Origin of the sequence: Leuconostoc aquikimchii, from assembly GCF_040838325.1 — a bacterium.
Taxonomy (GTDB): Bacteria; Bacillota; Bacilli; order Lactobacillales; family Lactobacillaceae; genus Leuconostoc; species Leuconostoc aquikimchii.
The window spans coordinates 902501-927845 of sequence record NZ_JBFPER010000001.1; the positions used below are offsets into that span (position 1 = coordinate 902501).

Annotated in this window: 28 protein-coding genes and 1 riboswitch; of the genes, 27 read left to right on the forward strand and 1 reads right to left on the reverse strand. The window is 39.4% G+C overall.

Going from position 1 to position 25345, the window contains the following annotated elements:
* Positions 1-8 precede the first annotated feature (8 nt).
* The 27 genes from AB3K24_RS04485 (at position 9) to AB3K24_RS04615 (ending at position 24986) form a co-directional block, all read left to right on the forward strand.
* On the forward strand, positions 9-377 hold the full coding sequence (locus AB3K24_RS04485) for a riboflavin biosynthesis protein RibT (RefSeq protein WP_367974000.1): 369 nt from the start codon (positions 9-11) through the stop codon (positions 375-377).
* The gene (locus AB3K24_RS04490) at positions 344-1120 is read left to right on the forward strand and encodes a segregation and condensation protein A (RefSeq protein ID WP_367974001.1); all 777 of its coding nucleotides are present in this window, start codon (positions 344-346) and stop codon (positions 1118-1120) included. Before AB3K24_RS04485 ends, AB3K24_RS04490 begins: the two co-directional genes overlap by 34 nt.
* Positions 1113-1715 carry an SMC-Scp complex subunit ScpB gene (scpB, locus tag AB3K24_RS04495; protein WP_367974002.1) on the forward strand — a complete coding sequence of 201 codons (603 nt, stop codon included), beginning with the start codon at positions 1113-1115 and terminating at the stop codon, positions 1713-1715. The genes AB3K24_RS04490 and scpB overlap by 8 nt, the downstream gene beginning before the upstream one ends.
* On the forward strand, positions 1708-2457 hold the full coding sequence (locus AB3K24_RS04500) for a pseudouridine synthase (RefSeq protein ID WP_367974003.1): 750 nt from the start codon (positions 1708-1710) through the stop codon (positions 2455-2457). Before scpB ends, AB3K24_RS04500 begins: the two co-directional genes overlap by 8 nt.
* A gap of 44 nt (positions 2458-2501) precedes the next feature.
* A riboswitch (FMN riboswitch) is annotated at positions 2502-2637 on the forward strand.
* Between the two features lie 67 nt (positions 2638-2704).
* Positions 2705-3292, forward strand: coding sequence for an ECF transporter S component (locus AB3K24_RS04505; RefSeq protein ID WP_367974004.1), 588 nt, complete (start codon positions 2705-2707; stop codon positions 3290-3292).
* Between the two features lie 77 nt (positions 3293-3369).
* The gene (locus AB3K24_RS04510; RefSeq protein WP_367974005.1) at positions 3370-3915 is read left to right on the forward strand and encodes a peptidoglycan-binding protein LysM; all 546 of its coding nucleotides are present in this window, start codon (positions 3370-3372) and stop codon (positions 3913-3915) included.
* A 13-nt stretch (positions 3916-3928) separates the two neighbouring features.
* The gene (cmk, locus tag AB3K24_RS04515) at positions 3929-4600 is read left to right on the forward strand and encodes a (d)CMP kinase (protein WP_367974006.1); all 672 of its coding nucleotides are present in this window, start codon (positions 3929-3931) and stop codon (positions 4598-4600) included.
* 102 nt (positions 4601-4702) lie between these two features.
* On the forward strand, positions 4703-5896 hold the full coding sequence (rpsA, locus tag AB3K24_RS04520; RefSeq protein ID WP_220734435.1) for a 30S ribosomal protein S1: 1194 nt from the start codon (positions 4703-4705) through the stop codon (positions 5894-5896).
* A gap of 104 nt (positions 5897-6000) precedes the next feature.
* Positions 6001-7314: a ribosome biogenesis GTPase Der gene (gene der / locus AB3K24_RS04525; protein WP_367974007.1), complete on the forward strand. Its 1314-nt coding sequence runs from the start codon at positions 6001-6003 to the stop codon at positions 7312-7314.
* A gap of 209 nt (positions 7315-7523) precedes the next feature.
* A complete protein-coding gene (locus AB3K24_RS04530; RefSeq protein WP_010385704.1) occupies positions 7524-7799 on the forward strand; it encodes an HU family DNA-binding protein in 276 nt (91 codons plus the stop codon).
* Between the two features lie 212 nt (positions 7800-8011).
* A complete protein-coding gene (locus AB3K24_RS04535) occupies positions 8012-8239 on the forward strand; it encodes a CsbD family protein (RefSeq protein WP_367974008.1) in 228 nt (75 codons plus the stop codon).
* Positions 8240-8492: 253 nt separating this feature from the next.
* A complete protein-coding gene (locus tag AB3K24_RS04540) occupies positions 8493-9758 on the forward strand; it encodes a tetratricopeptide repeat protein (RefSeq protein ID WP_367974009.1) in 1266 nt (421 codons plus the stop codon).
* Between the two features lie 90 nt (positions 9759-9848).
* Entirely contained in the window at positions 9849-11048 is a 1200-nt protein-coding gene (locus AB3K24_RS04545) for a CCA tRNA nucleotidyltransferase (RefSeq protein WP_367974010.1), read from the forward strand.
* Positions 11045-11545 carry a dihydrofolate reductase gene (locus AB3K24_RS04550; RefSeq protein ID WP_367974011.1) on the forward strand — a complete coding sequence of 167 codons (501 nt, stop codon included), beginning with the start codon at positions 11045-11047 and terminating at the stop codon, positions 11543-11545. The genes AB3K24_RS04545 and AB3K24_RS04550 overlap by 4 nt, the downstream gene beginning before the upstream one ends.
* Positions 11546-11552: 7 nt before the next feature.
* Positions 11553-12404: a DegV family protein gene (locus AB3K24_RS04555; RefSeq protein ID WP_367974012.1), complete on the forward strand. Its 852-nt coding sequence runs from the start codon at positions 11553-11555 to the stop codon at positions 12402-12404.
* Positions 12405-12559: 155 nt separating this feature from the next.
* Positions 12560-13558: a nucleoside hydrolase gene (locus AB3K24_RS04560; RefSeq protein ID WP_367974013.1), complete on the forward strand. Its 999-nt coding sequence runs from the start codon at positions 12560-12562 to the stop codon at positions 13556-13558.
* Positions 13555-14100, forward strand: coding sequence for an ECF transporter S component (locus AB3K24_RS04565; RefSeq protein ID WP_367974014.1), 546 nt, complete (start codon positions 13555-13557; stop codon positions 14098-14100). Before AB3K24_RS04560 ends, AB3K24_RS04565 begins: the two co-directional genes overlap by 4 nt.
* 331 nt (positions 14101-14431) lie before the next feature.
* Positions 14432-16369: a transketolase family protein gene (locus tag AB3K24_RS04570; RefSeq protein ID WP_367974015.1), complete on the forward strand. Its 1938-nt coding sequence runs from the start codon at positions 14432-14434 to the stop codon at positions 16367-16369.
* A gap of 1 nt (position 16370) precedes the next feature.
* Complete coding sequence (locus AB3K24_RS04575) at positions 16371-17195, forward strand: shikimate dehydrogenase family protein (protein WP_367974016.1); 825 nt, start codon at positions 16371-16373, stop codon at positions 17193-17195.
* 4 nt (positions 17196-17199) lie between these two features.
* Positions 17200-18201: a 3-deoxy-7-phosphoheptulonate synthase gene (aroF, locus tag AB3K24_RS04580; protein ID WP_367974017.1), complete on the forward strand. Its 1002-nt coding sequence runs from the start codon at positions 17200-17202 to the stop codon at positions 18199-18201.
* A 33-nt stretch (positions 18202-18234) separates the two neighbouring features.
* Positions 18235-19296 (forward strand): 3-dehydroquinate synthase, encoded by a 1062-nt coding sequence (gene aroB / locus AB3K24_RS04585; protein WP_367974018.1) that lies wholly within the window; start codon positions 18235-18237, stop codon positions 19294-19296.
* 58 nt (positions 19297-19354) lie between these two features.
* Complete coding sequence (gene aroC / locus AB3K24_RS04590) at positions 19355-20533, forward strand: chorismate synthase (protein ID WP_367974019.1); 1179 nt, start codon at positions 19355-19357, stop codon at positions 20531-20533.
* Between the two features lie 44 nt (positions 20534-20577).
* Positions 20578-21882, forward strand: a complete 1305-nt coding sequence (gene aroA / locus AB3K24_RS04595) for a 3-phosphoshikimate 1-carboxyvinyltransferase (protein WP_367974020.1) — start codon at positions 20578-20580, stop codon at positions 21880-21882.
* Positions 21879-22721: a prephenate dehydrogenase gene (locus tag AB3K24_RS04600; protein WP_367974021.1), complete on the forward strand. Its 843-nt coding sequence runs from the start codon at positions 21879-21881 to the stop codon at positions 22719-22721. Before aroA ends, AB3K24_RS04600 begins: the two co-directional genes overlap by 4 nt.
* Before the next feature lie 16 nt (positions 22722-22737).
* Positions 22738-23538, forward strand: coding sequence for a shikimate kinase (locus AB3K24_RS04605; RefSeq protein WP_367974022.1), 801 nt, complete (start codon positions 22738-22740; stop codon positions 23536-23538).
* A 3-nt stretch (positions 23539-23541) separates the two neighbouring features.
* The gene (locus AB3K24_RS04610) at positions 23542-24096 is read left to right on the forward strand and encodes a hypothetical protein (protein WP_367974023.1); all 555 of its coding nucleotides are present in this window, start codon (positions 23542-23544) and stop codon (positions 24094-24096) included.
* The gene (locus AB3K24_RS04615) at positions 24093-24986 is read left to right on the forward strand and encodes a type I 3-dehydroquinate dehydratase (RefSeq protein ID WP_367974024.1); all 894 of its coding nucleotides are present in this window, start codon (positions 24093-24095) and stop codon (positions 24984-24986) included. Before AB3K24_RS04610 ends, AB3K24_RS04615 begins: the two co-directional genes overlap by 4 nt.
* A gap of 36 nt (positions 24987-25022) precedes the next feature.
* Here the strand turns inward: AB3K24_RS04615 and AB3K24_RS04620 are convergent, their stop codons facing one another.
* Positions 25023-25220: a YjzD family protein gene (locus tag AB3K24_RS04620; RefSeq protein ID WP_367974025.1), complete on the reverse strand. Its 198-nt coding sequence runs from the start codon at positions 25218-25220 to the stop codon at positions 25023-25025.
* Positions 25221-25345: the final 125 nt, after the last annotated feature.

The window sequence follows — 25345 nt, forward strand, 5'->3', positions numbered from 1 at the left end:
GAGAAACAATGTTAACACAGGTTAGAAATGACAATCAGAAAACGGTTATGGGTATTCTATCATTGTTACCAGGACTGCGAGAATTATCTCATTTAAATGCGGAAATTGCTTGGTATAATGATCGTGATACACGTCTTTTGTACATTTGGCAAAGTGAAAGTCGGGTACAGGGTGTTTTAGGGGTCGAACTATTGTCACAAGATATTGCATTGATTCGACATGTAGCTTTGACGCCAGAATCCCGTACAGCAGCCAATTATTTTGCGATGCTCTCAGAATTTCAAGGTCAAAATCAGACAGCATTTATTATGGGGACATTGGATAATCAAAAATTGATTAATAAGTGGAGAAAATCGTCATCGGAGTCAGTAGTTTAACAATTAAATTAAACGAATTTGAAGGGCCATTAGATTTATTACTCCATTTAATTAAGCAATCGGAAATGGATATTTTTGATTTACCGATCGCCAAAATTACAGAACAATACCTGGTCTTCATTCATGAGCAGCAAAACATGCAATTGGATGTTGCAAGTGAGTATCTAGTTATGGCAGCGACCTTGGTTCAAATTAAGTCGGCTGATTTGTTACCCCAAGAAACTGTTGAAGAGGACTTCATTGAAGAATCATATTTTGATCCGCGAGAAGAATTGATGCTGCAGTTGCTGACTTATAAGCAATTCCAAGCAGCCAGTGGTAAATTACGTGAGCGTGAGAACCAGCATCAGCAATCATTTGCTCGATTACCTATGTTAGTACCAGCAGATGTCAAACTAGAAACAAAATTAGCACCAGGGCTTGGATTAATTGACCTACAAACGGCATTTGCACATTTATTAAGTAAAAAAAGGCAACAAACACCTATTAGTCGACGTGTTATTAGTGAAAAATATACAATGACGACAGCTATTAATAACATTAGACAACGTTTTATGACTCAAAAAGTGGGTGATGTTGTAACCTTTGAGTCGCTGTTTGATGACCTATATGATCGCGATCCGTTGGTCATGACTTTTTTAGCTTTACTTGAGATGGCTAAAGAGGATAAAGTTACAATGCATCAGGCAAGTGTACAATCAGAAATATTTTTAAAAATTGAAAAGTTGGACGATAATGAATAATCTAGCTCAAGTAGAAGCCCTACTGTTTGTGGCGGGGGATGAAGGTATCAAAATCGAAGACATTTGTCTTATGACACAATTTGCTAAACCAGCTGTGGTGACATTAATTGATGACCTAGCAACAAGTTATGCTAACAATTTAGCGAGTGCCTTAGAGATTCGAGAATCAGATGGGGCTTATCGTTTGGTAACGAAACCAGAGTTAGGTGCTACCGTGAAAGGCTATTTTGAGGCACCAATTAATGCGACTTTATCACAAGCACAACTAGAAACACTTGTGATTGTTGCTTACAAACAGCCGATCACGCGTGTAGAAATTGATCAAATCCGCGGTGTGCAATCTTCAGGAACCTTACAAAAATTAGCATTGCGCCAATTAATTGTGATGATAGGTCGAAAAGATGAGCCTGGCAGGCCAATTATGTATGGCACAACGACTGAATTTTTAGACTATTTTGGGTTAAAAGAATTAGCAGAGTTACCATCTTTACCAGATTTTGATACATTGGAAGTTGGCGATGAGGGTGGCGAGTTATTTACCAGCGCGTTTGAAGCACGCGTGGCAGAAACGGAAGAAGAGAGTAAACATGTCTGAAGAAGCACAACGGTTACAAAAAATTATTGCACAAGCTGGGTTAGCCTCGCGACGGGGTGCAGAAGAATTAATTGCCAAAGGTCGCGTAAAAGTTAATGGACAAGCGATTACTGAACCTGGTATGAAGGTCGAACCAAGTGATACGGTTGAAGTAGATGGTTCACCAATTGAGGGTCGTGAGAAGCTGGTTTACTATTTGTTAAATAAACCGCGTGGCGTTGTCACGACTAATAATGACGAAAAAGGGCGTCAGACAGTCATAGATCTTTTGAGTGATGTTAGCCAACGTGTTTATCCTATTGGTCGGTTAGACTATGATACGACCGGTGCGTTATTGTTGACTAACGATGGTGTGATTGCGAACCAGTTAATGCACCCTAAATCACGTGTAGATAAGGTGTACATGGCTAAAGTTGAGGGTATTGCAACGGATGACAAGCTAGCGCCTTTGAAACATGGTGTCGTCATTAAAGGCCGTAAAACAGCACCTGCGCGCGTAACAGTTGAACGCGTTGATAAAGATAAAAAAACAAGTATGGTTCGCGTGATTATTCATGAGGGCCGTAACCATCAAATTAAAAATATGCTACAAAAGGTGCATTTGCCAGTTGCTAAGCTGACACGTGAACAGTATGCTTTTTTTGATTTGATCGGTTTACAATCTGGTGAGTATCGTAAGTTGACTGGGGCTGAAGTTAGACGATTAAAAGCAGAAGATTACAAGAATTATCGTAGAAAATGATAACTTGTTTTTAATTTGTGGATTTGATATAATAATAAAAATTGAATAAACTTCAGGGTCGGGTGAAAATCCCAACCGGCGGTGAAACATGCATGACATGGCAAGCCCGCAACCTGCGAAAGCAGTTGATCTGGTTAAAATCCGGAGCCGACCGTAAAGTCGGGTATAAAGAAGTTAAAAAAGAAAGTTAAAACTGCCTTTTTGTGATACCCTGACAAATTGTGCAGTTTTTTTTGAGGATAAAAATATGGCCATTTCTACAACAACACGAACACAAAAGTTAACATTGATTGCAATATTAAGTGCGATCTCGTTTGGCTTAATGTTATTTCCACAAGTGCCAATTATGCCTGGCGTTAGTTTTTTAAAGCTAGATTTTTCGATTATTCCGGTCATTATAGCGGGCTATTGGCTTGGTATTTCTGCGGCTATGTGGACGGTTATCTTACGTACGATATTAAAATTAGTTTTGGCAAATGAAGGTGTCAATACTTATTTGGGCTTACCAGTTAATTTAGTTGCCGTCGTTATTTTTTCTGTTATTATGTTGTGGATAATGCCGTATGTCGCATCTAAAAACATTGGCAAAAGTCTATTAGCGGTTATTGTGGCAACAATAGGGATGACTGGATCAGCTGTTATCATGAATTGGTTTGTGGCCGTACCATTATATGCACAATTTGCGAATTTTGATATTGCAAAAGCAATTGGCTTAAGTCGTTATTTTATTGCCATAGTGTTACCTTTTAATTTGATACAGGGGATTGTTTGGGGAAGCGTGAGTTTAGTTGTGTTATCCCTGCTAAAACCATTGCAACATAAATTTATTTCTTAATGAAACATTATCAACACGAAAGCGTGCAATGTGGTAAAATTTTAAGTGAATAATATTATAGTGGAGGTCGTGATATAATGAACGATTTTGATCCAAATCATATGAGCCGATCAGCGAAGAATAAGAACAAAAAGGTTGAACCAAAGTTTGCGCGCGTAACAGATAAAAAATTAGGTGAACACAAGGGATTACGGGTTCTTTTGATTGTATTAGCCTTCTTAATTTTGGCAAGTGTACCGGTCTATGGTTATTGGGCAAATAAAAAAGAGCCACAAGGGCAAACAGCCACATCGGTTAGTCATAAAGTGTCATCGTCTACTCGAAAGACAACAACATCTTCAGAAAGTCAATCTGAGGCATCATCAAGTTCAGAAGCTGTATCAAGTAGTATTGAACCGAGTTCGGAGGTCAGCTCAGCGCCATCTTCTAGCGAGGCAACAAGCAGTAGTGCTGATGCTGCCTCAAGTGTAACAGGACAAACTGCGGTTCTTGGTGCAAGTCAGACCTTGTATAATTTTGCAGTTACTCATGGTATGACAACCGATCAAGTCGTTGCATTGAATCCTGGTTTGACAGTCGGTAATTACACACAATATGCAGGCAGAGATATTAATATTCAATAGTCTAGAGGAAACTATGACAAAAAATTTTCAAATAGCGATTGACGGACCAGCATCAGCTGGTAAATCAACTATTGCCAAAATATTGGCCACTAATTTAAAATATGTGTATGTTGATACCGGTGCAATGTATCGCGCGATTACGCTGGCTGCTAGTCGTGCAGGGTTATCATATGAAGCGGAAGAAGAAATAATAGCCTTACTTCCTAAAACCGTCATACGCTTTGAACCTGGTACACCTGGTCAACGTGTTTTTCTAAATGACGACGAAGTAACTGAGGTTATTCGTTCAACAGAAGTCACTAATAATGTCTCACTGGTGTCATCCTATGCAGCTGTTCGTGAAGATTTAGTTAGTAGGCAGCGGAACATTGCAAACAGCCAAAATGTCATTATGGATGGGCGAGATATTGGGACGACGGTTTTGCCGAATGCTCAAGTTAAAATATTCTTAGTAGCCAGTGTTTCAGAGCGGGCACAACGACGTTATAAAGAAAACCTTACTAAAGGTATGACAACCAGTTTAGCAGATTTAGAAAAAGATATTTCGGTACGTGATTACAAAGATTCTCATCGAGAAATTAGCCCATTAGTGCAAGCAAAAGATGCTATTTTAGTCGATACAACAGGTCAAAGTATTGAAGAAGTGGTGTCTAAAATTACCGAAATTATCAAAAATAATCAGTAACAGTAAAAAACAGCGTGAAAACGCTGTTTTTTTACTATACAAGAGCAGACTATTCTGGTAAACTATATTCATAGTGTAAATTGTAGGAGGACGTTAGACGTCATGAGTGAAACAAACAACGAGTTCTTAGCAGCTCTCGAAAGCGCAGCAGATCAAATTAAGGTGGGAGATGTTGTTATAGGTGAACTTTTAGCCATTGACAACGATAACCAAGCAGTAGTTGGTTTGCCTACCGGTGAAGAAGGAGTTGTGCCAGCACGTGAGTACTCAGACGATCGTAACATCAACCTGGCAGACGAATTGAAAATTGGAGATAGCATCGAAGCTGTTGTTATTTCTAACGTAACGAGTGACAAGGAAGGCGTAGCCTACTTGTTATCAAAGAAGCGATTAGATGCACGTAAGGCATGGGAAAACTTGAGCTTCGGCGAAGGTGATACAGTAGATGCCAAGGTTATTAACGCCGTTCGTGGTGGTTTGATCGTTGATGTCAACGGTGTTCGTGGTTTTGTACCAGCATCAATGGTTGCAGAACGTTTCGTTTCTGATTTGAACCAGTTCAGAAATAAAGATATTAAAGCACAAGTTATCGAAATTGATCCTGCTAATGCACGTTTGATTTTGTCACGTAAAGCTGTTGCAGCCCAAGAACGTGCTGCACAGTTAGCTGAAATATTCAGTAAGTTGTCTGTTGGTGAAGTTGTTGAAGGAACTGTTGCGCGTTTGACAGACTTTGGTGCCTTCGTTGACTTAGGTGGTGTGGATGGTTTGGTTCACGTTTCAGAAATTTCGCATGACCGCGTTAAAAACCCAGCAGATGTTTTGACAAAGGGTGATAAGGTCAATGTTAAGATTTTGGCTTTGGATACTGAAAAAGGTCGCATCTCGTTGTCAATTAAAGCAACACAACGTGGACCTTGGGACGAAGCAGCAGAACAAATTGCTGCTGGTGCAGTTCTTGAAGGTACAGTTAAGCGCGTAAAAGATTTTGGTGCTTTTGTTGAGATTTTGCCTGGTATTGAAGGACTTGTCCATGTATCACAAATATCAAACAAGCGTATTGAAAACCCTTCAGAAGTTTTGAAGTCAGGTGATAAGGTACAAGTTAAGGTATTGGATATTAAGCCAGCCGAAGAACGTATCTCATTGTCAATGAAAGCTTTGGAAGAAAAGCCACAACGTGAAGATCGTCGTGGAAATGACGGAGCAGCATCACGTGCGGATATTGCTGCTTATAAGCAGCATGGAGATGACTCAGGTGCAACATTGGGTGACATCTTTGGTGATAAGTTGTAATATGAGTAAAATAAAAGAGCTGGTTAGCCAGTTCTTTTATTTTTGAAGAAAATTTGAGTGGGCATTAGTGGAAGCCCACGGTAAGAAAAGAAAGAGGTGCCATTATGGCAGCACCAATAGTAGCAATTGTTGGTAGACCCAACGTCGGAAAATCAACAATATTTAATCGCATGGCAGGTGAGCGAATTGCCATTGTTGAAGATCAACCAGGGGTCACACGTGATCGTTTATATGCACCAGCAGAATGGTTGAATTATGAATTCCGTATGATTGATACCGGTGGTATCGAACTCGGAGATGCACCTTTCTTAGCTGAAATTCGTGCACAAGTTGAGTTAGCAATTGATGAAGCTGACGTGATTGTTATGATTACATCAGGTCGTGAAGGTGTCACATCAGCCGATGAAGTTGTGGCAAAAATGTTGTATAGGACACACAAACCAGTTGTTTTAGCAATTAATAAAGTCGATAATCCTGAAATGCGACAAGATATTTATGATTTTTATTCACTCGGCTTAGGAGATCCTTTCCCCGTGTCTGGATCCCATGGTCTTGGATTAGGTGATTTGTTGGATGAGGTAGTTAAACACTTCCCAGACGAGGCAGCCGAACAAGATGACGAAGGCGCAATTAAATTTAGTATTATTGGGCGACCAAATGTCGGAAAATCTTCAATTGTTAATGCAATGCTTGGCGAAGACCGAGTGATTGTGTCTAGCATTGAAGGAACCACGCGAGACGCTATTGATTCCCGTTTTGTAACGCCTGAAGGCGATGAGTTTATCATGGTAGACACAGCGGGTATGCGTAAGCGTGGTAAGGTGTATGAAAACACTGAAAAATATGCCGTTATGCGTGCACTTAAAGCAATTGATAACAGTAACGTTATTTTAATGGTTGTTGATGCGGAAGCAGGCATTCGTGAACAAGATAAGCACGTAGCCGGATTTGCACATGAAGCTGGACGAGCTATGATTATTGTTGTTAATAAATGGGATGCAGTCGAAAAAGATGATCATACGATGAAAGAATTTGAAAACATGATTCGCTCTGAGTTTAAATTTTTAGATTATGCCCCAGTTATTTTTGTTTCTGCAATAACAGGGCAACGTTTGGATCGTTTGCCACAATTAGTGAAAGACGTTGATAACAATCATCGTAAACGCATTTCGTCTTCAACTTTAAATGATGTGATTATGGATGCAATTGCTATTAATCCAACACCGTCAGATAATGGTCGCCGATTACGCGTTTATTATGCCACACAAGTAGCGATTCAGGCACCAACGTTTGTTATTTTTGTTAACGATGTTGAATTGATGCACTTTTCGTATGAACGTTTCTTAGAAAATAAAATTCGTGAAGCCTTTGATTTTACTGGTACGCCAATTAAATTAATTGTTCGTGCACGTAAATAATGAGTTGACGCAACAAAATTAGTATCATTGGGACTTTTCTTTGCATAAACATGATTTTTATGTAACAAAAAGATTACGAAACAGTGAAAACCCGCGTAAACACTACACATTCGGGCTTTCTTATGGTATTCTAGTTACATGAAATAATGTTTCGACACATTTCAAAAACCGCTCGACGGTTAATAAATACTCTCAGGAGAAGCAAAAAAATGGCTAACAAGCAAGAATTAGTAGATTCAGTTGCAAAAGCAACTGGTTTAACAAAGAAAGATGCTACTGCATCAGTTGATGCAGTATTTGCCTCAATCGAAGCAGCTTTGAAAAATGGCGAAAAAGTGCAATTAATTGGCTTTGGTAACTTTGAAGTTCGTGATCGTGCAGCTCGTAAGGGTCGTAACCCACAAACTGGTGCAGAAATCGAAATTCCAGCATCAAAGGTACCAGCATTCAAGCCTGGTAAGGCTTTGAAGGAAGCTGTTAAGTAAAATTTTGTTAAAAATGTAATTTAAATTTTTTTGAAGAATGACAGTCGCATGAGTTTATGCGTTAATTAACATTCTTCAATGTGAAAAACAATTCTTTTAAAGAATTGTTTTTTTATTAATAAGCAAGTCCTAAGGCCTATTGTTATACAAAAAGCAGTCGATATGGTAAACTGACCTTGTAACATCAAATAAAATTTCAAGGAGAAATTCTTATGACAGTTGAAGAAAAGTTTGATAACGCCAAGGACAAAGTTGCTGGTAAGGCAAAAGAAGTAGAAGGTAAGGTTACCGGTGACAAAAGTCGCGAAGTAGAAGGTAAAGCACAAGGTTTGTTTGGTAAAGCTAAGGATAAATTGGTAGACGCTACCGAAGTTGTGAAGGATAAAGCAGAGGATGCTTTTGAAGCAGTAAAAGATGGCGTTGACAATCTTAAAAAGTAGTATATGTACTGTGAAACGTTATCCCAAAAAGGATAACGTTTTTTATTGCACATTAAAGCAACTGTAAAAATTAACCACTGACTTTGTACATTAAGAAAGTGGTATATAGCGTTTATAAAGTTATTTTATGTTAAAATAGTATGTTAATAAAAATAAGGACATTAATCAAGTGCTACAGTCATTTTCAATTAAATGGCGTGCATTCATATATATTATTTAGAATGTTAAAAGTGCACGTCTAAGGGAGCAAATTATGGCAACAAATTATGCACAGCAGATGTTAGATACTTTGTCACGTGGGCAGTTAGAAGAAGCACAACGACTGTTTGCACAATCTTTACGACATGATGATGATAATTTAATATACAGTTTAGCCGAAGAGCTATATGCGCTAGGCTTTTTAAATCAATCACGACGGGCGTATAAAAAATTATTAGAAAAATATCCAGAAGAGGATGGTATCAGAACTGCATTAGCAGATATAGCGATTGAGGACGATGAAATTGATGACGCCCAAAATTATTTAGCACAAATTAAACCTGAATCAGACTCTTATTTGCGCGCATTACTTGTAAAAGCAGATATTTATCAAACAGAAGGACTAAACGAGTCCGCTGAATATAGTTTGTTACAAGCAGAAGAAATAGCGCCAGATGAAGAAGTGATTCAATTTGCATTAGCAGAGTTCTATTATGCTAACCAAGCCTTTCAAAAAGCTATCACACGCTACCGTGCTTTATTATTAAAAGGACAACGAGAAATGAGTCGTGTAGACATCGTTTCTCGTATTGGCGTTGCTTATGCCCAAGTAGGTAATTATGACAATGCCATTGGCTATTTAGAACAAATTAAGTTGGATAAAATGACAACGGATACACGTTTCCAGTTGGCCATCTTATACCAAGAAAATAAACGTGAAGATGAAGCAATTCATATCTTTAATGATATTTTGGAAACGGATCCCAAATATACATCAGTTTATCCGCTATTGGGACAAGCCTATGAAAACAAACAGCAACTAGATGACGCTTATCGTACATATCAGGCAGGTCTAGCACAAGATGAGACAAATACACGCTTATATCGGTTGGCAGGTACTGCGGCGGTAAAAACAGGAGATACAGCGACAGCTGAAACATACTACAGGCAAGCTTTGGCTATTGATGATGCTGATGTCATGACAATTATTGTGTTATCTGAATTACTTTTTGAACAGCACAGGGTTGATGAAATTATTAATATGCTAACGCAATACTTAGCTGATGATGTATCAGATCCACAATTTTATTGGTATCTAGCGCGCGCTTATCAAGCTTCAGGTAATGACGACAAAGCACAAGCCTATTTTGAGTCGGCATTGCCTTTGTTTCAGGAAAATGCCACGTTTTTGTTTGACTTAATAGCTTGGTATCATCAACAAGGTAACCGTGATGCGGAAATATCGGCAATGAAACAATACTTGTTTTTAGACCCAAACGATGCGGATATGCAGCAACGTTTGGAAGATCTTGCTTTTTAAAGATATTCGTAACTGTGCTTTAAAAAATAACGTCTCGTTTAAGGGTATTCACTGTATGTTTTTGGTATAATTTGATTAAGGACTTTAGTAATGAAAATGAATGCGTTACCACAAGAATTTATTGATGCACAGCCTATTTTAAAGATACTCGAAGATGCTGGATTTGAAGCATATTTTGTTGGTGGGGCAGTGCGTGACATGATTTTAAATAAACCAATACATGATGTTGATATTGCAACTTCTGCTTTCCCCGAAGAAGTTAAATCGTTGTTTAAAAAAACAGTAGACACTGGTATTCAGCATGGTACGGTCATGGTTTTGGATCATGGTGCGGGCTATGAAGTAACAACCTTTAGGACAGAGTCAACCTACACAGATTTTCGTAGACCTGATAAGGTAAAGTTTGTTCGTAGCCTTGAAGAAGATTTAAAAAGGCGTGATTTTACGATTAATGCACTAGCAATGAATTATTCTGGCAGTGTAATCGATTTATTTGATGGATTAACTGACTTAAAAAATCGCGTTGTGCGTGCTGTTGGTCAGGCCGAAGGGCGTTTTACAGAAGATGCGTTGCGCATGATGCGCGCGCTACGATTTAGTGCGCAACTTGGATTTGATATTGAAATAAATACGCAACAAGCATTGCAAAAATTAGCACCTAATCTTGAAAAAATTGCGGTTGAACGTATTCGAGTAGAATTTGAAAAGTTATTGATGGGATCACAAGCAGCTAAAAGTTTGCAAATTGCGATTAGAGATCAAGTTATGTCATACTTACCTGGTGATATGGGATCGTGGGATTTATCGTTAGTGATGGCGGATCTCACGTCAAGTCAGGCACATTCTGAGCAAGTGGCCTGGGTTCATTTGTTGGCACGTTCGAATTTGAATACAAAACAAATGAGTCATTTTATGCGTATATGGAAAATGAGTCGTGAAGATGTAAAAGTAGTTTCGCTTATTGTGCCAATAGTGCGGCATATTACAGATAGCCATGTCATTGAACTTTATCAGGTCTACACATATCGTGATATTCTGTTAGAAGTATTGCATTTGATAAAAGTATCTGATGGGATGCTACGACACGTGAATCGCATATTTGAAACGTTACCAATTTCTAAAAGCGCCGAGTTAGCAATTAATGGCGCTGACTTAATAGCAATGGGCCTAGTGGCACCGGGTCCTGAAATGGGACGCACACTAAGAATGACTGAACGTGCAGTTGTGCTTGGCAAAATTGACAACAAATACGACGCATTAATAGCATATATAAAGGAGTCGGTGACATGAGAAAAATTAAAATGGTATGGGCAGAAGACCAACAGCATGCTATTGGCAAAGATGGGAAATTGCCTTGGCATATTCCCGCTGATTTGAAATTATTTCGTGAAGAGACAACTGATACATTGATGATTATGGGGCGTACAACGTGGCTAAGTATTGGCCGACCTTTGCCAAATAGAACGAGTTTAGTGTTAACTAGACAACCAACATGGCAAACTGATTTTGATGATGTTTTGATTGCACATTCTCCTGATGACGTGTTAGCGTCTATTAAAAATGATTCAAGAGATGTATCTATTGCTGGTGGGGCATCAATTTACCGCACTTTTATGCCATATGCGACGGATTTAATTGTGACCCGTATTGACGCTGTGATTAATGGGGATACCTTCGTAGATGACATTGATTTAACGCAGTTTGAGTTAATCAGTCGACAGCCCCACGAAAAAGATGATAAAAATGACTATGCGTTTGTTGTGGAACGTTATAAGCGCAGGAATTGAGGAGAAAATGTCTAATATTAAGATTGTAACAGATTCAGCTGTGGCTTTGACACCAGAAGAAATAAAGCAATATGATATTACTGTTATACCCCTAACTGTCCAAATTGGCGGTGTTGTGTATGAGGATGGCGTGACGATTCAACGTGATGAGTTTTTAGAAAAAATGGTAACAAGCCATAGCTTACCACAAACGTCTCAGCCATCAATTGGTAAATTTCAAGCAGTGTATGAGGCGATTCACGAAAAAAATCCGAATTCAGAAATTTTAAGTATACATTTGTCTTCCGGTTTGTCAGGGACTGTTCATGCAGCTGATCAAGCAGCCGCGCTAACTGCTGCTAAAATAACTACCTTTGATTCATTGAATGCCGATCGCGCACAAGCTTTTTGTGTTTTAGTTGCGGCTAAGATGGCACAAAATGGTGCTGAGATGTCTGAGATTTTGACTGAAATTGAAAAAGTACGTTCAAATTCACACACATTTTTAAGTTTCACTTCGCTTGATAATATGGTTGCTGGTGGGCGGTTAAGCAAAACTTCTGGTCTCATTGGCAATCTATTGAACATTAAAGTTGGTGCCGGTGTCGATAAAACTGGGTCAGTTGAAGTAATTACCAAGGGACGTGGCATGAAAGCGCTCAGCAAATTTAACGATGGTGTGATTGCTAAAATGCAAGAATATTCTGAAATATTAGCGATTGGTGTTTCGCATGCGGGTGTGCCAGAGGTTGCTGAAAAAATGGCAGTTAGGTTAAATAAAATTTGGCCGGATATTAAAATTGAAGTGATGACAACAGGGCCTATCATATCAACACATACCGGTGTTGGTGCATTGGCTATCTTATACTATGCACGTTAAGCACAATAAAACCCAAAACTTAGTTTTGGGTTTTATTGTGCTTAAATTTTTGGTACACTTAATAAGCATTTATCAAAATCAATACGTTGTTATTGGACTGGTTCGAAAACTGCCCAGGATAAAAAACCAAGTAACCTTGAAAGGTAGGAAAGATAATGCAGACACACAAAGTAATTATTGATATGGATCCGGGAATTGATGATAGTCTTGCGCTCTTAGTCGCACTCAATTCACCAGAACTAGATGTGATTGGTATTTCGATTGTTGCAGGTAATGTACCAACCGATATTGGTTTTCAAAACACATTAAAAATTTTACGAGAGGTTGATCGTTTAGATATTCCTGTCTTTTCTGGCGCGATAGCACCATTAAAACATGAATACGTTAGTGCACAAGATACACATGGTATGGATGGTTTAGGTGAGAGCGGGATACCTGCTGTAACAGATTATAAACTGCCTGTCGATTTAAGCGCACAAGCGGGCTACGCAACATTATTGAATCAATATAATAATGTGTGGTTTATGGCACTTGGACCGCTCACTAATGTTGCGTTATCATTGCAACAACAACCGCTCATTTGGCAGCATGTCTCTCGTTTGATTGTGATGGGTGGGGCTTACAAGACAAATGGGAATACGTCACCCGTTGCAGAATATAATTTTTGGGTTGATCCAGATGCGGCAGATTATGTTTTTAAGCATAGTCCTGTTGAAATTGAGCTTGTGCCACTTGATGTGACGCGCAAAGTTGTTTTGACACCAAACATATTACAAATGATGACCTATTTAAATCCTGAAAAAACAGCGTTTATCACGAAAATAAGTCGTTTTTACTTTGATTTTCATTGGCAGCAAGAACATGTATTAGGTGCGGTGATTAATGACCCGCTGGTCATTGTTTATGCATTACATCCTGAACTAACTAGATACATCCATAAGTATGTTACTGTGGTAACGCGTGGTATAGCATTAGGACAAAGTATTGTTGATGTGGCTGATTTTTGGCAAAAGCCAGCTAATGCAAGGATTATACAAAATATTGATGCAAAGCGCGTCATGGCCTACATTGTGAGTGGCTTATTGGCCAGTGATGTTGATGAGATTGAACATGAACTCAATATGATCGCTACGAATTTGGAGCGGTTATCATGAGAAAAAACTTTTCAGCGCAAAAAATTGCACTTTTGGCATTATTTATCGTGATTAATATCGTAGGTGGGCACTTGGCACTTTATGCACGTTTGCCAATTTATTTAGATACGATTGGGACGCTTTTAGGCAGTGCATTTTTTGGTCCAATTGGCGGCGTAATTACTGGTATATTGACGGCACTCATAAATGGGTCAACAGGAGATCTTTTTTCAATTTATTTTATGCCGAGTCAAATAACGACGGCACTCGTTTCTGGGTTTGTTTATAAAAAATTTAGGGCAACCGATTTCAAAAAAATTTGGTGGTTAGCATTAATTATCTCAGTGCCAGCGACAATTGTTAGCACGCTTATTACTGTTATCTTATTCCATGGTATTACATCCTCAGGTTCAAGTATTGTTGTTCAAATTTTACACGGTGTGGGCATGAATCAAGTGGCTTCGATACTACTCGTACAAACTTGTACTGATTATTTAGATCGAATCATTGGTGTATATGTTGTAGCAATAATCTATAATACGGTACATCGACATTTTAAGTGAGTGAAATCTCATGTTATTTTTAATAAAAAGTTGACAAATTTAATGACCCATAGTATACTTAAAATATTAAATAATGATAAGAGAATAAATTAATGACCAAACAAACTTTGAAAAACAAAAATAATAGTTACTATTACTTCTGGTTTATGTAGAACCGTCGCATGCTAAGTGCGTCGGTTTTCGACGCACTTAGCGACCAGAAGCTTTTCAAGGTTCAGTCACTAAGTGGAATTTTAACACTTAGTGACTTTTTATTTGGCAGAGTATAACTGTTTTAATAAACCGTACTAGGTGAAACCACATTAGTACGGTTTTTTATTAGGAGAAAATTATGAATGAAACATTAGCGTTACCTACTGAATCATTAAAATTAGTCAACAGTTTACGTTTGCTTGCTAATCAAATGATTTCTAAAGCTGGATCTGGGCATCCAGGTATTGCGCTTGGTGCTGCGCCGATTTTATATGAATTATATGCAAACCAGTTAGTGATCGATCCAAATAATCCGGATATGATTAATCGAGACCGCTTCGTATTGTCAGCTGGACATGGTGCTGCGTTGCTTTACGCCACATTATATGCCGCTGGTTTTGACCTATCGTCTGATGACTTGGCACATTTTAGATTACCACACTCAAAAACACCTGGTCATCCAGAAGTCGGCGTAACACCTGGTGTTGAAGCGACAACAGGACCATTAGGACAGGGACTAGGTATGGCTGTGGGTATGGCTATGGCTGAGGCGAAATTACATGATCAATTTCCAAGTGTCGTTGATCATTATACATATGTTCTTGTTGGAGATGGTGATCTCATGGAAGGCGTCAGTCATGAAGCAGCGTCATTAGCTGGTAAACAAGCTTTATCGAAATTGATTGTTATCCATGATGATAATAGTATTAGTCTTGACGGTGATAAAAGTAGATCAGACATTTCAGATAATATGGCACGCTTTGCAAGTTACGGCTGGGATGTACTCGATGTACCTGATGGTCATAATGTTTCTGCAATTCACCATGCGATTGAGCAAGCTAAGCGCACCTTAAAACCAACATTTATTGCAGTTAAAACGATAATTGGTGACCACGGGCCCTTTGCTGGCACCAACAAAGCGCATGGCACGCCGTTAACATCAGAACAAATGGCTACTTTGGCAGTTAAGTTAAGTACGAAAATGAGTGGGTTTGAAATAGCGGCTGACATGCTTCAGGATATGCGTCAACGCATTCAAGTACGATTAAGTCAGCAGAGTTCACCAGATGTGGATGAACTAACAGCCTATAAATTTTTTACGCAACATCAAGTGACAACGACACCAAAATTGACAGATAGCGTTAAAAATATGGCTGGCCGTAAAATTTCGAAATCTGTTATACAATCGTTTGCTAAACAAATGCCCCAGTTATGGGGTGGGTCGGCTGATTTAGTCGCCTCAACTAATGCCGAAATTGTCGCATCACCGTTGTTTGATAAGCATAATCGTACAGGCCGTAATATTGCTTTTGGCGTCAGAGAATTTGGTATGGGAGCTATCATGAATGGTATTGCATTACATGGTGGTACCAAAATTTTTGGATCCACATTTCTAGTGTTTTCAGATTATATGAAAGCAGCTATTCGTTTGAGTGCCTTGCAAAAATTGCCAGTGATTTATGTTTTCACACATGACAGTGTTACGGTCGGAGAAGATGGGCCAACTCACCAACCGATTGAACAAATTATGAGTTTAAGATTGATTCCAGGTATTGATGTTTTACGACCTGGAACAGCCGAAGAGATTGCAGTGGCGTGGCAAAAAGCACTCATGTCCGTCAATCGACCAACCGTTTTAATTTTGAGTCGTGGCACCATTGGTTCTCAAGGAACATCGCAACAAGCTAACTTAGCGATTAAAAATGGTGCGGTTAAAATTGCGACACAGCCAGAAGCTGTGATAAATTTAATTGCTTCAGGATCAGAAGTACAACTAGCTTTGGCAGTTAGCCAGCAATTGAATGTACCTAATCGTGTGATTTCAATGCCTAATTTGCAGCAGTTTTTGTCTCTAAATACTGCAGAGAAAGCACAAATCATCCCCAAAGATGCTGCAAAAAATGTGATAATAGAAGCAGGAACAACACTTGGGTGGCAAGTATTAACCGGTGAAAATGGCCTCATATTTGGTATTGATCAGTTTGGTATGAGTGCTGAACCGCAAATCATTTTGGATGAATATGGTTTGAACGCAAGTGTAATTGTTAAAAAAATTACGCAATATTTGGAGAAATAAAATGACGATATATGGTTTAATAGCACATCCAGCAGGGCATTCTCAATCACCCGTTATGCAAAATAAAATGATTGATGAACGGCATATTGACGCTTATTATCACAGCTTTGATGTGCAACCGGAGAACTTAGCAACAGCTATTAAGGGGCTAAAAGTTTTAAATGTTGGTGGTTTCAACGTGTCAACGCCTTATAAAACAGATATTATCCAGTATTTAGATGAGTTAACACCATCAGCACAACGCTTACAGGCAGTGAACACAGTCAAGAATGTGAACGGCCGCTTGATTGGTACGAGTACTGATGGCGACGGATTTTGGCAAAGTATGAACCCTAATCAGCCACACGAAAATGTTGTGATTCTTGGTACCGGCGGTGCAGCAAGAGCTGTTATTGCATCAGCGAAATTGTATGGCGTTCGACATTTGACAGCCTTTAATCGCGCGCATTCAGATTGGTCTCAACGCGAAACGGCCATTGCATATTTGAGTCAGGGTATTGGGCAACTCGCTGATTTATCTAATAATCATGCTTTATCAGATGCGTTACAACAGGCAGATTTGCTAATCAATGCCACAACAGTAGGCATGAACGATGCGAGAACCCTGTTAACAGACTATCAAATCGGATTGTTACCGCAACATGCATTGGTCGTCGACATGATTTATCGTAACCAACAAACAGGGCTATTAAAAGCAGCCAATAAGCATCGGCTACTGACACAAAATGGCTTATCGATGTTAGTTGGTCAAGGTGCATTAAGTTTTGAATATTGGTTCAATCAACCCGCTGATCGGCAATTAATGGCACAAGCCATAGAAGGATAATAAGATGATATTAATTACAAAAAACAATGACATGGCGCAAAAAATTGCCGAAAAATTAGATACTAAAAACCCTATTAAACCAGTGTTTGTACATGAGAATCGGGTGGCTTTGGCAGGTGTTAAAACATTGCCTGAAAGTACTTTGAATGAAATATCACAAGATATTGTTGAAATAATCACAAATCATCATCAAGCGATTGTTTCGTCACGTGATTTCCATCCACATGATACAATTATAAAGACAAATCATTCAATTATTGGCGGCAATAATTTCGTATTTATGGCTGGACCTGATTCGATTGAGAGTGCAGAACATGTGCTTGAAATGGGTCGACAAGTTAAAGCGGCAGGCGCAACAATTTTGCGTGGCGGGGCTTTTAAACCACGGACATCACCCTATTCTTTTCAAGGGAATGGTGAAGTAGGGCTAAAAGCCCATCGTGCCGCGGCCGACGTACTCGGTATGGACATGATTACTGAGATTTTAGATACACGTGATGTTGACTTAGTTGATTCATATACTGATATTTTTCAAGTTGGTACGCGGAATATGCAAAATTTCGCTTTGTTGAAAGCTTTGGGCCAAAAACGTAAGCCAGTTGTTTTGAAGCGTGGCATGTCAGCAACAATTGATGATTTGTTAAACGCTGCCGAATATATTGCAGCAGGCGGCAACCATCAAATCATGCTAATGGAACGTGGTATTCGGACGTACGATAATAAATATACGCGTAACACGATTGATGTGTCAGCCATTCCTGTTTTACAAAGTTTGACGCATTATCCAGTTATCGCAGATGCTTCCCATGCAGCAGGCGTGGCAAAGTTTGTGACACCATTGGCACTGGCGGCTACGGCGGCTGGTAGTCAAGGTCTTATGACGGAAATACATGATGATCCAGCTCATGCATTCGTGGATGGCGCACAAGCATTGACACCAGATGCTTTTGCTAAATTGGCTAATAAAGTGAGACAGATACACGATATTGTTGCGCACGATAATTGAGAACATTGATGCTTGTTTTAGAAAGGAATAGCTATGGCAACCGTACATGTATCATTTGATCAAACAGCATATGATGTTAAAATTAATAACACAGCACATACACGAATCGGTTCTGAAATTTTGGCTGTTTGGCCGCTTCGTAAAATTGCCTTATTGACAGATAGCCATGTTGGACCACTTTACTTGACTAAAACACAGCAGCAACTTGAAGCAGCAGGATTTGATGTCCTACCTTTACAAGTACCAGCTGGTGAACAATCAAAGTCATTAACGGTGGCTGGTGATTTGATTGCCAAAATGGCTAAAGCGGGATTTACACGTGGCGATGGCTTAATTGCTTTAGGCGGCGGAGTTGTTGGCGATTTAGGTGGGGTTGTGGCCTCACTGTATATGCGTGGTATTGGCTTTATTCAAATTGCGACATCACTTACCGCACAAGTTGATTCGTCAGTTGGTGGCAAAACGGCTGTTAATTTGGGTGATACAAAAAATATTGCGGGCACATTTTACCAACCAGATTTAGTTTTGGTTGATAGCACTTATTTGGACACGCTAACTGATCGTGATTTAGTAGAAGGTTATGGTGAAGTTGTTAAGACTTCTGCACTGGATAGTCAAGAGTTCTTCGACTTCACTGGCACCATAAAATCAATCCATGACATTCGCGTGCATGCACAGGAACTGTCGCAACGCGCCATTGCCTATAAAGCAAAAATTGTGATGCGTGATGAGAAGGAAGCCGGGCAACGACAGTATCTTAATTTTGGGCACACGATAGGACATGCGATTGAGTTACTAGCTCATGGGGAACTACGTCATGGTGAGGCCGTGGCTATTGGTATGATAGCGATGACTGAGCGAATGGCTCGCGATGGTGTCTCATCTGATGATTTGACTACCGCGCTCAAGGCACGTTTAGAGGCGGTAGGACTACCAACAAGCTCAAATTTAATCGGTACGTCTGAATTTTTTGACCATTTGATCAATGATAAAAAAAATCGTGGTGGTATTTTAAACCTTGTTGCACTTAAAAAAATTGGCAATCCTGTGATTGTTCAAAAAAGCATGGCAGATATGCCGACGTTTATTAAATAAAAATCTGAAAGGAATGTGTGAGAGGGCAGTTATTATGTATCTCACACAATAAATAACTATGCGTTACACAACAGCTGGCGAGAGCCATGGACCAGAAGAAATTGCTATCATTGAGGGAATCCCAGCAGGATTACATATTACGCAAGAAGATATTAACGAAGAATTAGCACGTCGTCAACATGGTTATGGTCGTGGTGAGCGTCAACAAATTGAAACAGACACGGTGACTTTTCTGACTGGTGTGCGACATCAAACAACACTAGGATCACCCATAACATTAAATGTACACAATGATGATCACAATAGTTGGTCAAAAATCATGGCCCCTAATGACCCTGCAACACCAGAAAATACGCTGCGTAAGGTTTTGCGACCACGTCCTGGACATGCTGATTTAGTAGGTGGCATGAAATATCGTCATCACGATGATTTGCGCAACGTTTTGGAACGCTCGTCAGCCCGCGAAACAACTATGCGTGTTGCTGTGGGAGCAGTAGCAAAAAAATTATTGCGAGAAATTAACGTTGATGTTCACGGATTCGTTGTTAATGTGGGACCTGCAAAATCAGATTTAAATGTCTTAACCCAGTATAAAAATTTGCAAGAATTACGTGCTGTGACTGAAAGTTTTGCAACACGAGCCTTAACAGCGGAAGCTGATGAAGCGATTCGTCAAGTGATTGATAAGACTAAGCGTGACGCAAATACAGTGGGGGGACAGGTACAAGTTATAGCAACAGGCATGCCTGTTGGACTTGGATCATATGTATCAGCTGATGAGAAATTAGATGGTAAAATTGCACGTGCAATTGTTGGTATCAATGCTTTCAAAGGGGTACAATTTGGCGGTGGATTTGATAATTCTGAAAAATATGGCGATCAAATTATGGACGAAATTTTTTGGGATTCAGAAAAAGGATTTTATCGCGGAACTGATAATTTGGGCGGATTTGAAGGCGGCATGACAACCGGTGAGGCGATTACTGTTCGTGGTGTCGTAAAACCGATTCCAACCTTATATCGTCCGATGAAGTCAGTTGATATTGATACGCATCAAGAGCATAAAGCTTCTATTGAACGTTCAGATACAACTGCAGTTACAGCCGCCGCGGTTATTGCTGAATCTATGGTAGCGATTGAACTTGCAATAGCTATTTTGGATAAGTTTGATGCGGATAACATTGAGCGCATGAAAGAACAAGTGGCAGCATATCGTGAAGAGATTCGTACGTTTTAATAAGTAGCCTTGGCTACGTACATACTTAAAAAGGTAGAATAAATATGATTAAACTAACAAAAGCGCCAAAATCAGGTCTCCATGGTGAGATTACCGTACCTGGGGACAAATCCATTTCTCATCGGGCATTAATGTTTGGTGCTATTGCAACGGGTGACACGATCGTTGACAATTTTTTAATGTCAGATGACGTCATGCGGACAATGACATTATTTCGTGAACTTGGTGTTAATATTAGTCAAGTGGGGCCACAAATTAAAGTGATAGGAAAAGGGTTGGCTGGCTTTACGAAACCAAAGCATGCACTTAATATGGGTAATTCTGGGACATCAACGCGCCTTTTAATGGGCTTATTAAGTAAGCAGCCTTTTGATATGCCTTTTTTTGGTGACGAGTCACTGAGTAACAGACCATTAGGCCGCGTGGCAAAGCCATTATCATTAATGAACGCTAAGTTTGACTTAACAGCGGACGAATTTTTACCGGGAACGATCAAAGAAAATAACAGATTGCAGGGCATGACATACGAAATGCCGGTGGCATCAGCACAGGTTAAAAGTGCTATTTTATTGGCTGGTATACAAGCAGAAGGCGAAACCGTTGTTATTGAAAAAATGCCTTCAAGAGATCATACAGAACGTATGTTACGGCAATTTGGCGGAACCATTGTCACAGACAATGGGGTAATTACTGTGCAGCAACAGCGGCAATTGCATGGACAACATGTACTGGTACCCTCGGATATTTCAAGTGCAGCATTCTTTATGGTTGCGGGATTAATTACCCCAAACTCTGAAATAACCTTAAAAAAAGTGGGTGTTAATCCAACGCGTGTTGGGGTGATTAAATTACTTGAACGTATGGGTGCTAATATTATGCAAGAACCAATTCCTTCGGACGGAGAAGCGTTAGCAGATATTATCGTCAAATCACAATCTTTGCATGGCATTAATATTACGGCAGATGATATTCCAAGCGCGGTTGACGAGCTACCTATTTTGGCATTGGCCGCAACACAAGCGCAGGGGGACACTGTGATTAGTGGTGCGGCAGAATTACGCGTGAAAGAGACAGATCGTATTGCGACTGTAATTAGTGAACTGACAAAAATTGGTGCTGATATTGAAGAAAAGCAAGACGGGATGATTATTCATGGCGGAACGCCGCTTCATGTACCGCAAGGTTCAATATTACTGGATTCGCATGGGGATCACCGTATCGGTATGATGAACGCAGTTGCTGCATTGATTACTGAAGGGGATGTTATCTTAACTGGCGAAGATGCTATGGGTGTTTCATATCCTGGATTTTTAGCAGATTTAGTCTTATTAATGAGAGAAAAAATATGACAAATATAGTTGTTGTTGGTCTAGGTGAAATGGGTGCATCGTTGGCTAAAATTTTAACTGCTCAGTCTGACAATTATGTTGTCGGCGTGGATATGAGTGAACAGTCTTTGCGTTACGCATTAGAAAATCATCTCGTCTCAGCGACTAATTCTCGGTTGCGGGATGTGGCGTCACAAGCTGATGTCATTATCTTGGCCACACCGGTAACCAGTATTGAAAAAAGTATGCAGCAACTAGCAACAATGTCGTTGAAAAAAAGCGTTATAATAACTGATACAGGATCAACAAAACGAGATATTATGGCAGTGGCTGAACAAGTATTAACCCCAATGAATATGAAGTTCATTGGTGGACATGCCATGGCGGGCACACACCAAAGTGGGGTGACCTTTGCTAATGAGAACTTGTATAGACACATGACGTACTTCTTAGTACCCAGTTCAATTAGTGAGAGTAGTCAATTACAAACAGTACTGCAACCATTAGCAGCTAAATTTATGACTATTGATGTTGCAAGGCACGATGCGTTAATGGCGACAATCAGTGATGTACCACATATTGTCGCATTTTCATTAATGAATGCGGCGACGACACAATTAGGCCCATCGACAATGTTTGGCCAATATGTTGCTGGTGGATTCAAAGATACAACACGCATAGCTGCTAGTGAGCCAAAGCTTTGGGCAGACGTGTTATTAAGCAATAAAGAAGCAGTGCTAGCGAGTCAAACGCAGCTGCGCAAACAGTTAGATTTGTTTGCGCAGGCAATTGAAAATAATGACGATGATGCATTAATAGCGCTTATTTCATCTGCACGAGAATCAAGAGAAAATTTATAAGTAAAGTGAGAAAATAATGATTAAAGAACCGGATACATTGATGCTTATTGGGTTTATGGGTGCTGGGAAAACGACCGTAGGCAAAGAAATAGCACGGCAACATCATTCTAAATTTATTGATATTGATTCTGAAATTGAACGTGTCGCGGGACAAACTATCGCTGAAATTTTTGAAAATCGCGGTGAAGAAGGATTTCGTCAATTAGAGACTGAAGTTTTAAACGATGTACAAACATTTAAAGGTATTGTTGCAACTGGCGGGGGTGTCGTAGAACAGCAAGAAAACTTGGCGGTATTGCAACGTTCACCAGCAACGGTAATCTATCTACACGGTAACTTGGAAAGTACGATTGGGCGATTAATATTGGAGGGGCAACGTCCTTTGTTGCAAGAAAAATCTACAGCGGAATTTTTCGCTTTGTGGCAAAAACGCGATCCAAAATATCAACGAGTCGCTAATTTTACTGTAGAAACTGTTGGTAAAAAGCCATCGCGTATCGCTGCTGAAATTATTGCGCTATTTAGTGCTAATCAAGATGAATTGGCATTATTACAGTTACGGTCACAAATTGATGCTTTTGATCGTCAAATTTTTCAAACAATTGCTGAACGTTTTCAAGTGGTTGAAGATGTTGCGCGTTATAAAGAAAAGTTTGGTATAGCAGCAATACAAAATAATCGTATGGTTCAGCAACGAATAGCTTTGAAAAGTGATTTTAATACCAATCCAGATATCACTGATGAGATGATTGATGATATTATGACTATTTTAATGCAAGCAGCTATTGATAAAGAAGTGAAACAATTGAATAGGTGACTTATGAATATACATACACTTGGTCCTACTGGGACTGATTCATACCGCGCGGCAAAACATTATTTAACAAATGAAACGTTGATTTTACATGCTAGTTTTGAAGAAATTGTAGTAAATTTTCACAATTATCGTGGCGATAAAATAGTGATGCCAGTTGCCTTTAAGTCTAACAAACTGGATGGCGTGGACTGGGCAGAGTTTAATTACTTGAACTGGATGAATCTTGAGATTGAAAAGACATTTTCTCTACCTTTAATGACAATGAGTCTTGTTGAAAATACGCAGTATCAGCGAAATATTGCACTGATTCATGCTGCAACAGAGGGGTTGATGAAGCGTTATTTAACAAAAAGAGATTTAAATAATGCATCTGGACCATCAATCGTGTTTGCCCCGAGTAAAATTGTGGCATTACAGGACTTTATAAAAAATCAAAATCGGTTTACAATTATTTCAGAAGAACAATTCAAAGAAATTCCAGAAAGCAGTGACGAGAAATATCAAATTAGGCAAGCGTTAAAGCCTCAAATGGTATGGGTCGTCTATAAAATACTATGACACTTAGAGAATTATTACAGTTGCCAAGCACCAATAATAAACCAATTATTACGGTACCTTTAACGTTAGGACCTGCTGAAAAATTTGGTCCGTTCACACAAAAATTGCAGCAACAAAATCCAGATATGGTTGAATGGCGTGCAGATTATATCGCTGATAGCTTTAGTCAGGCAGTGATGTGGCAACAAGTTAAATTAGGGGCGCAAAACGAACTCGCGCAAAAAGACGTGTCAGTGATGACTGAAGCAAAAATGTTAGCTGAAATAGACAATGCGAAGCAGGAGTTCGAGGCCAACTGGCCGGTAATGAATCAGCAAATTATTAAAGAATTAATTGGGACTGTCTTTGATAGTATTGGTGAATTTCCGGTCATTTTGACGTATCGGACCACAGCGCAGGGTGGACAAGGTGAGATGTCGGCTGTTGAGTATGCGACATTTGTGGTTACTGCATTATATTCTGGTTATCCATTTGCAGCCGTTGATATTGAATACTCATTAGATGAACTTTTACGTCAAAAAATTATTGATGCGGCACACAAAGTGGGGATACCTGTGATATTGTCATATCATGATTTTAATATAACGCCAAAAAACAGCGCAGCAATTATACTAGATATGGCAAAACAGTCAGCAGATATTATTAAGTTAGCAGTTATGTCACAGTCTGAAAAAGATACGCAATACTTACTAGACGTAACGAAAAGCGTTGCCGCTAGTATCAGTCAACCATTGATTACTATGAGCATGGGTGACTTTGGTAAACGTTCACGTATAGAGGGCTATCATTATGGCTCAGAAATGACATTTGCTGTACTTGATGGCACACGCCTCAGTGCACCAGGTCAGTTAACGGTTATTGATCTGGCGCGAGCTTGGCAACAAGAATAATAAAAAGACGTGAATAATTAAATTCACGTCTTTTTATTATTCTTCAATGGTAGCTTTTTGTGATGCAGCCGATCCTGAAATTGCAGGGATTGCAATGACTGCAATTTCACCGATAACCACTGCGATAACCGCAACGGTTATGAATGAATAGGTTCCTTGCGTCAATTGCGAAACAATGTATCCTAAAATTTCACCAAAAATTGCTGACCAAACAGCGACAGTAATAAACTTCATAAGTTTCACCTCTTTACAAAACTATCATACGCTTCTTATAAAAAATCGCAACCTTTTCAGGCAATTTTCGTGTATAATTAAAGGGAACAAAGTTTCGTATAACTGTATGAAACATATCGGAGGCC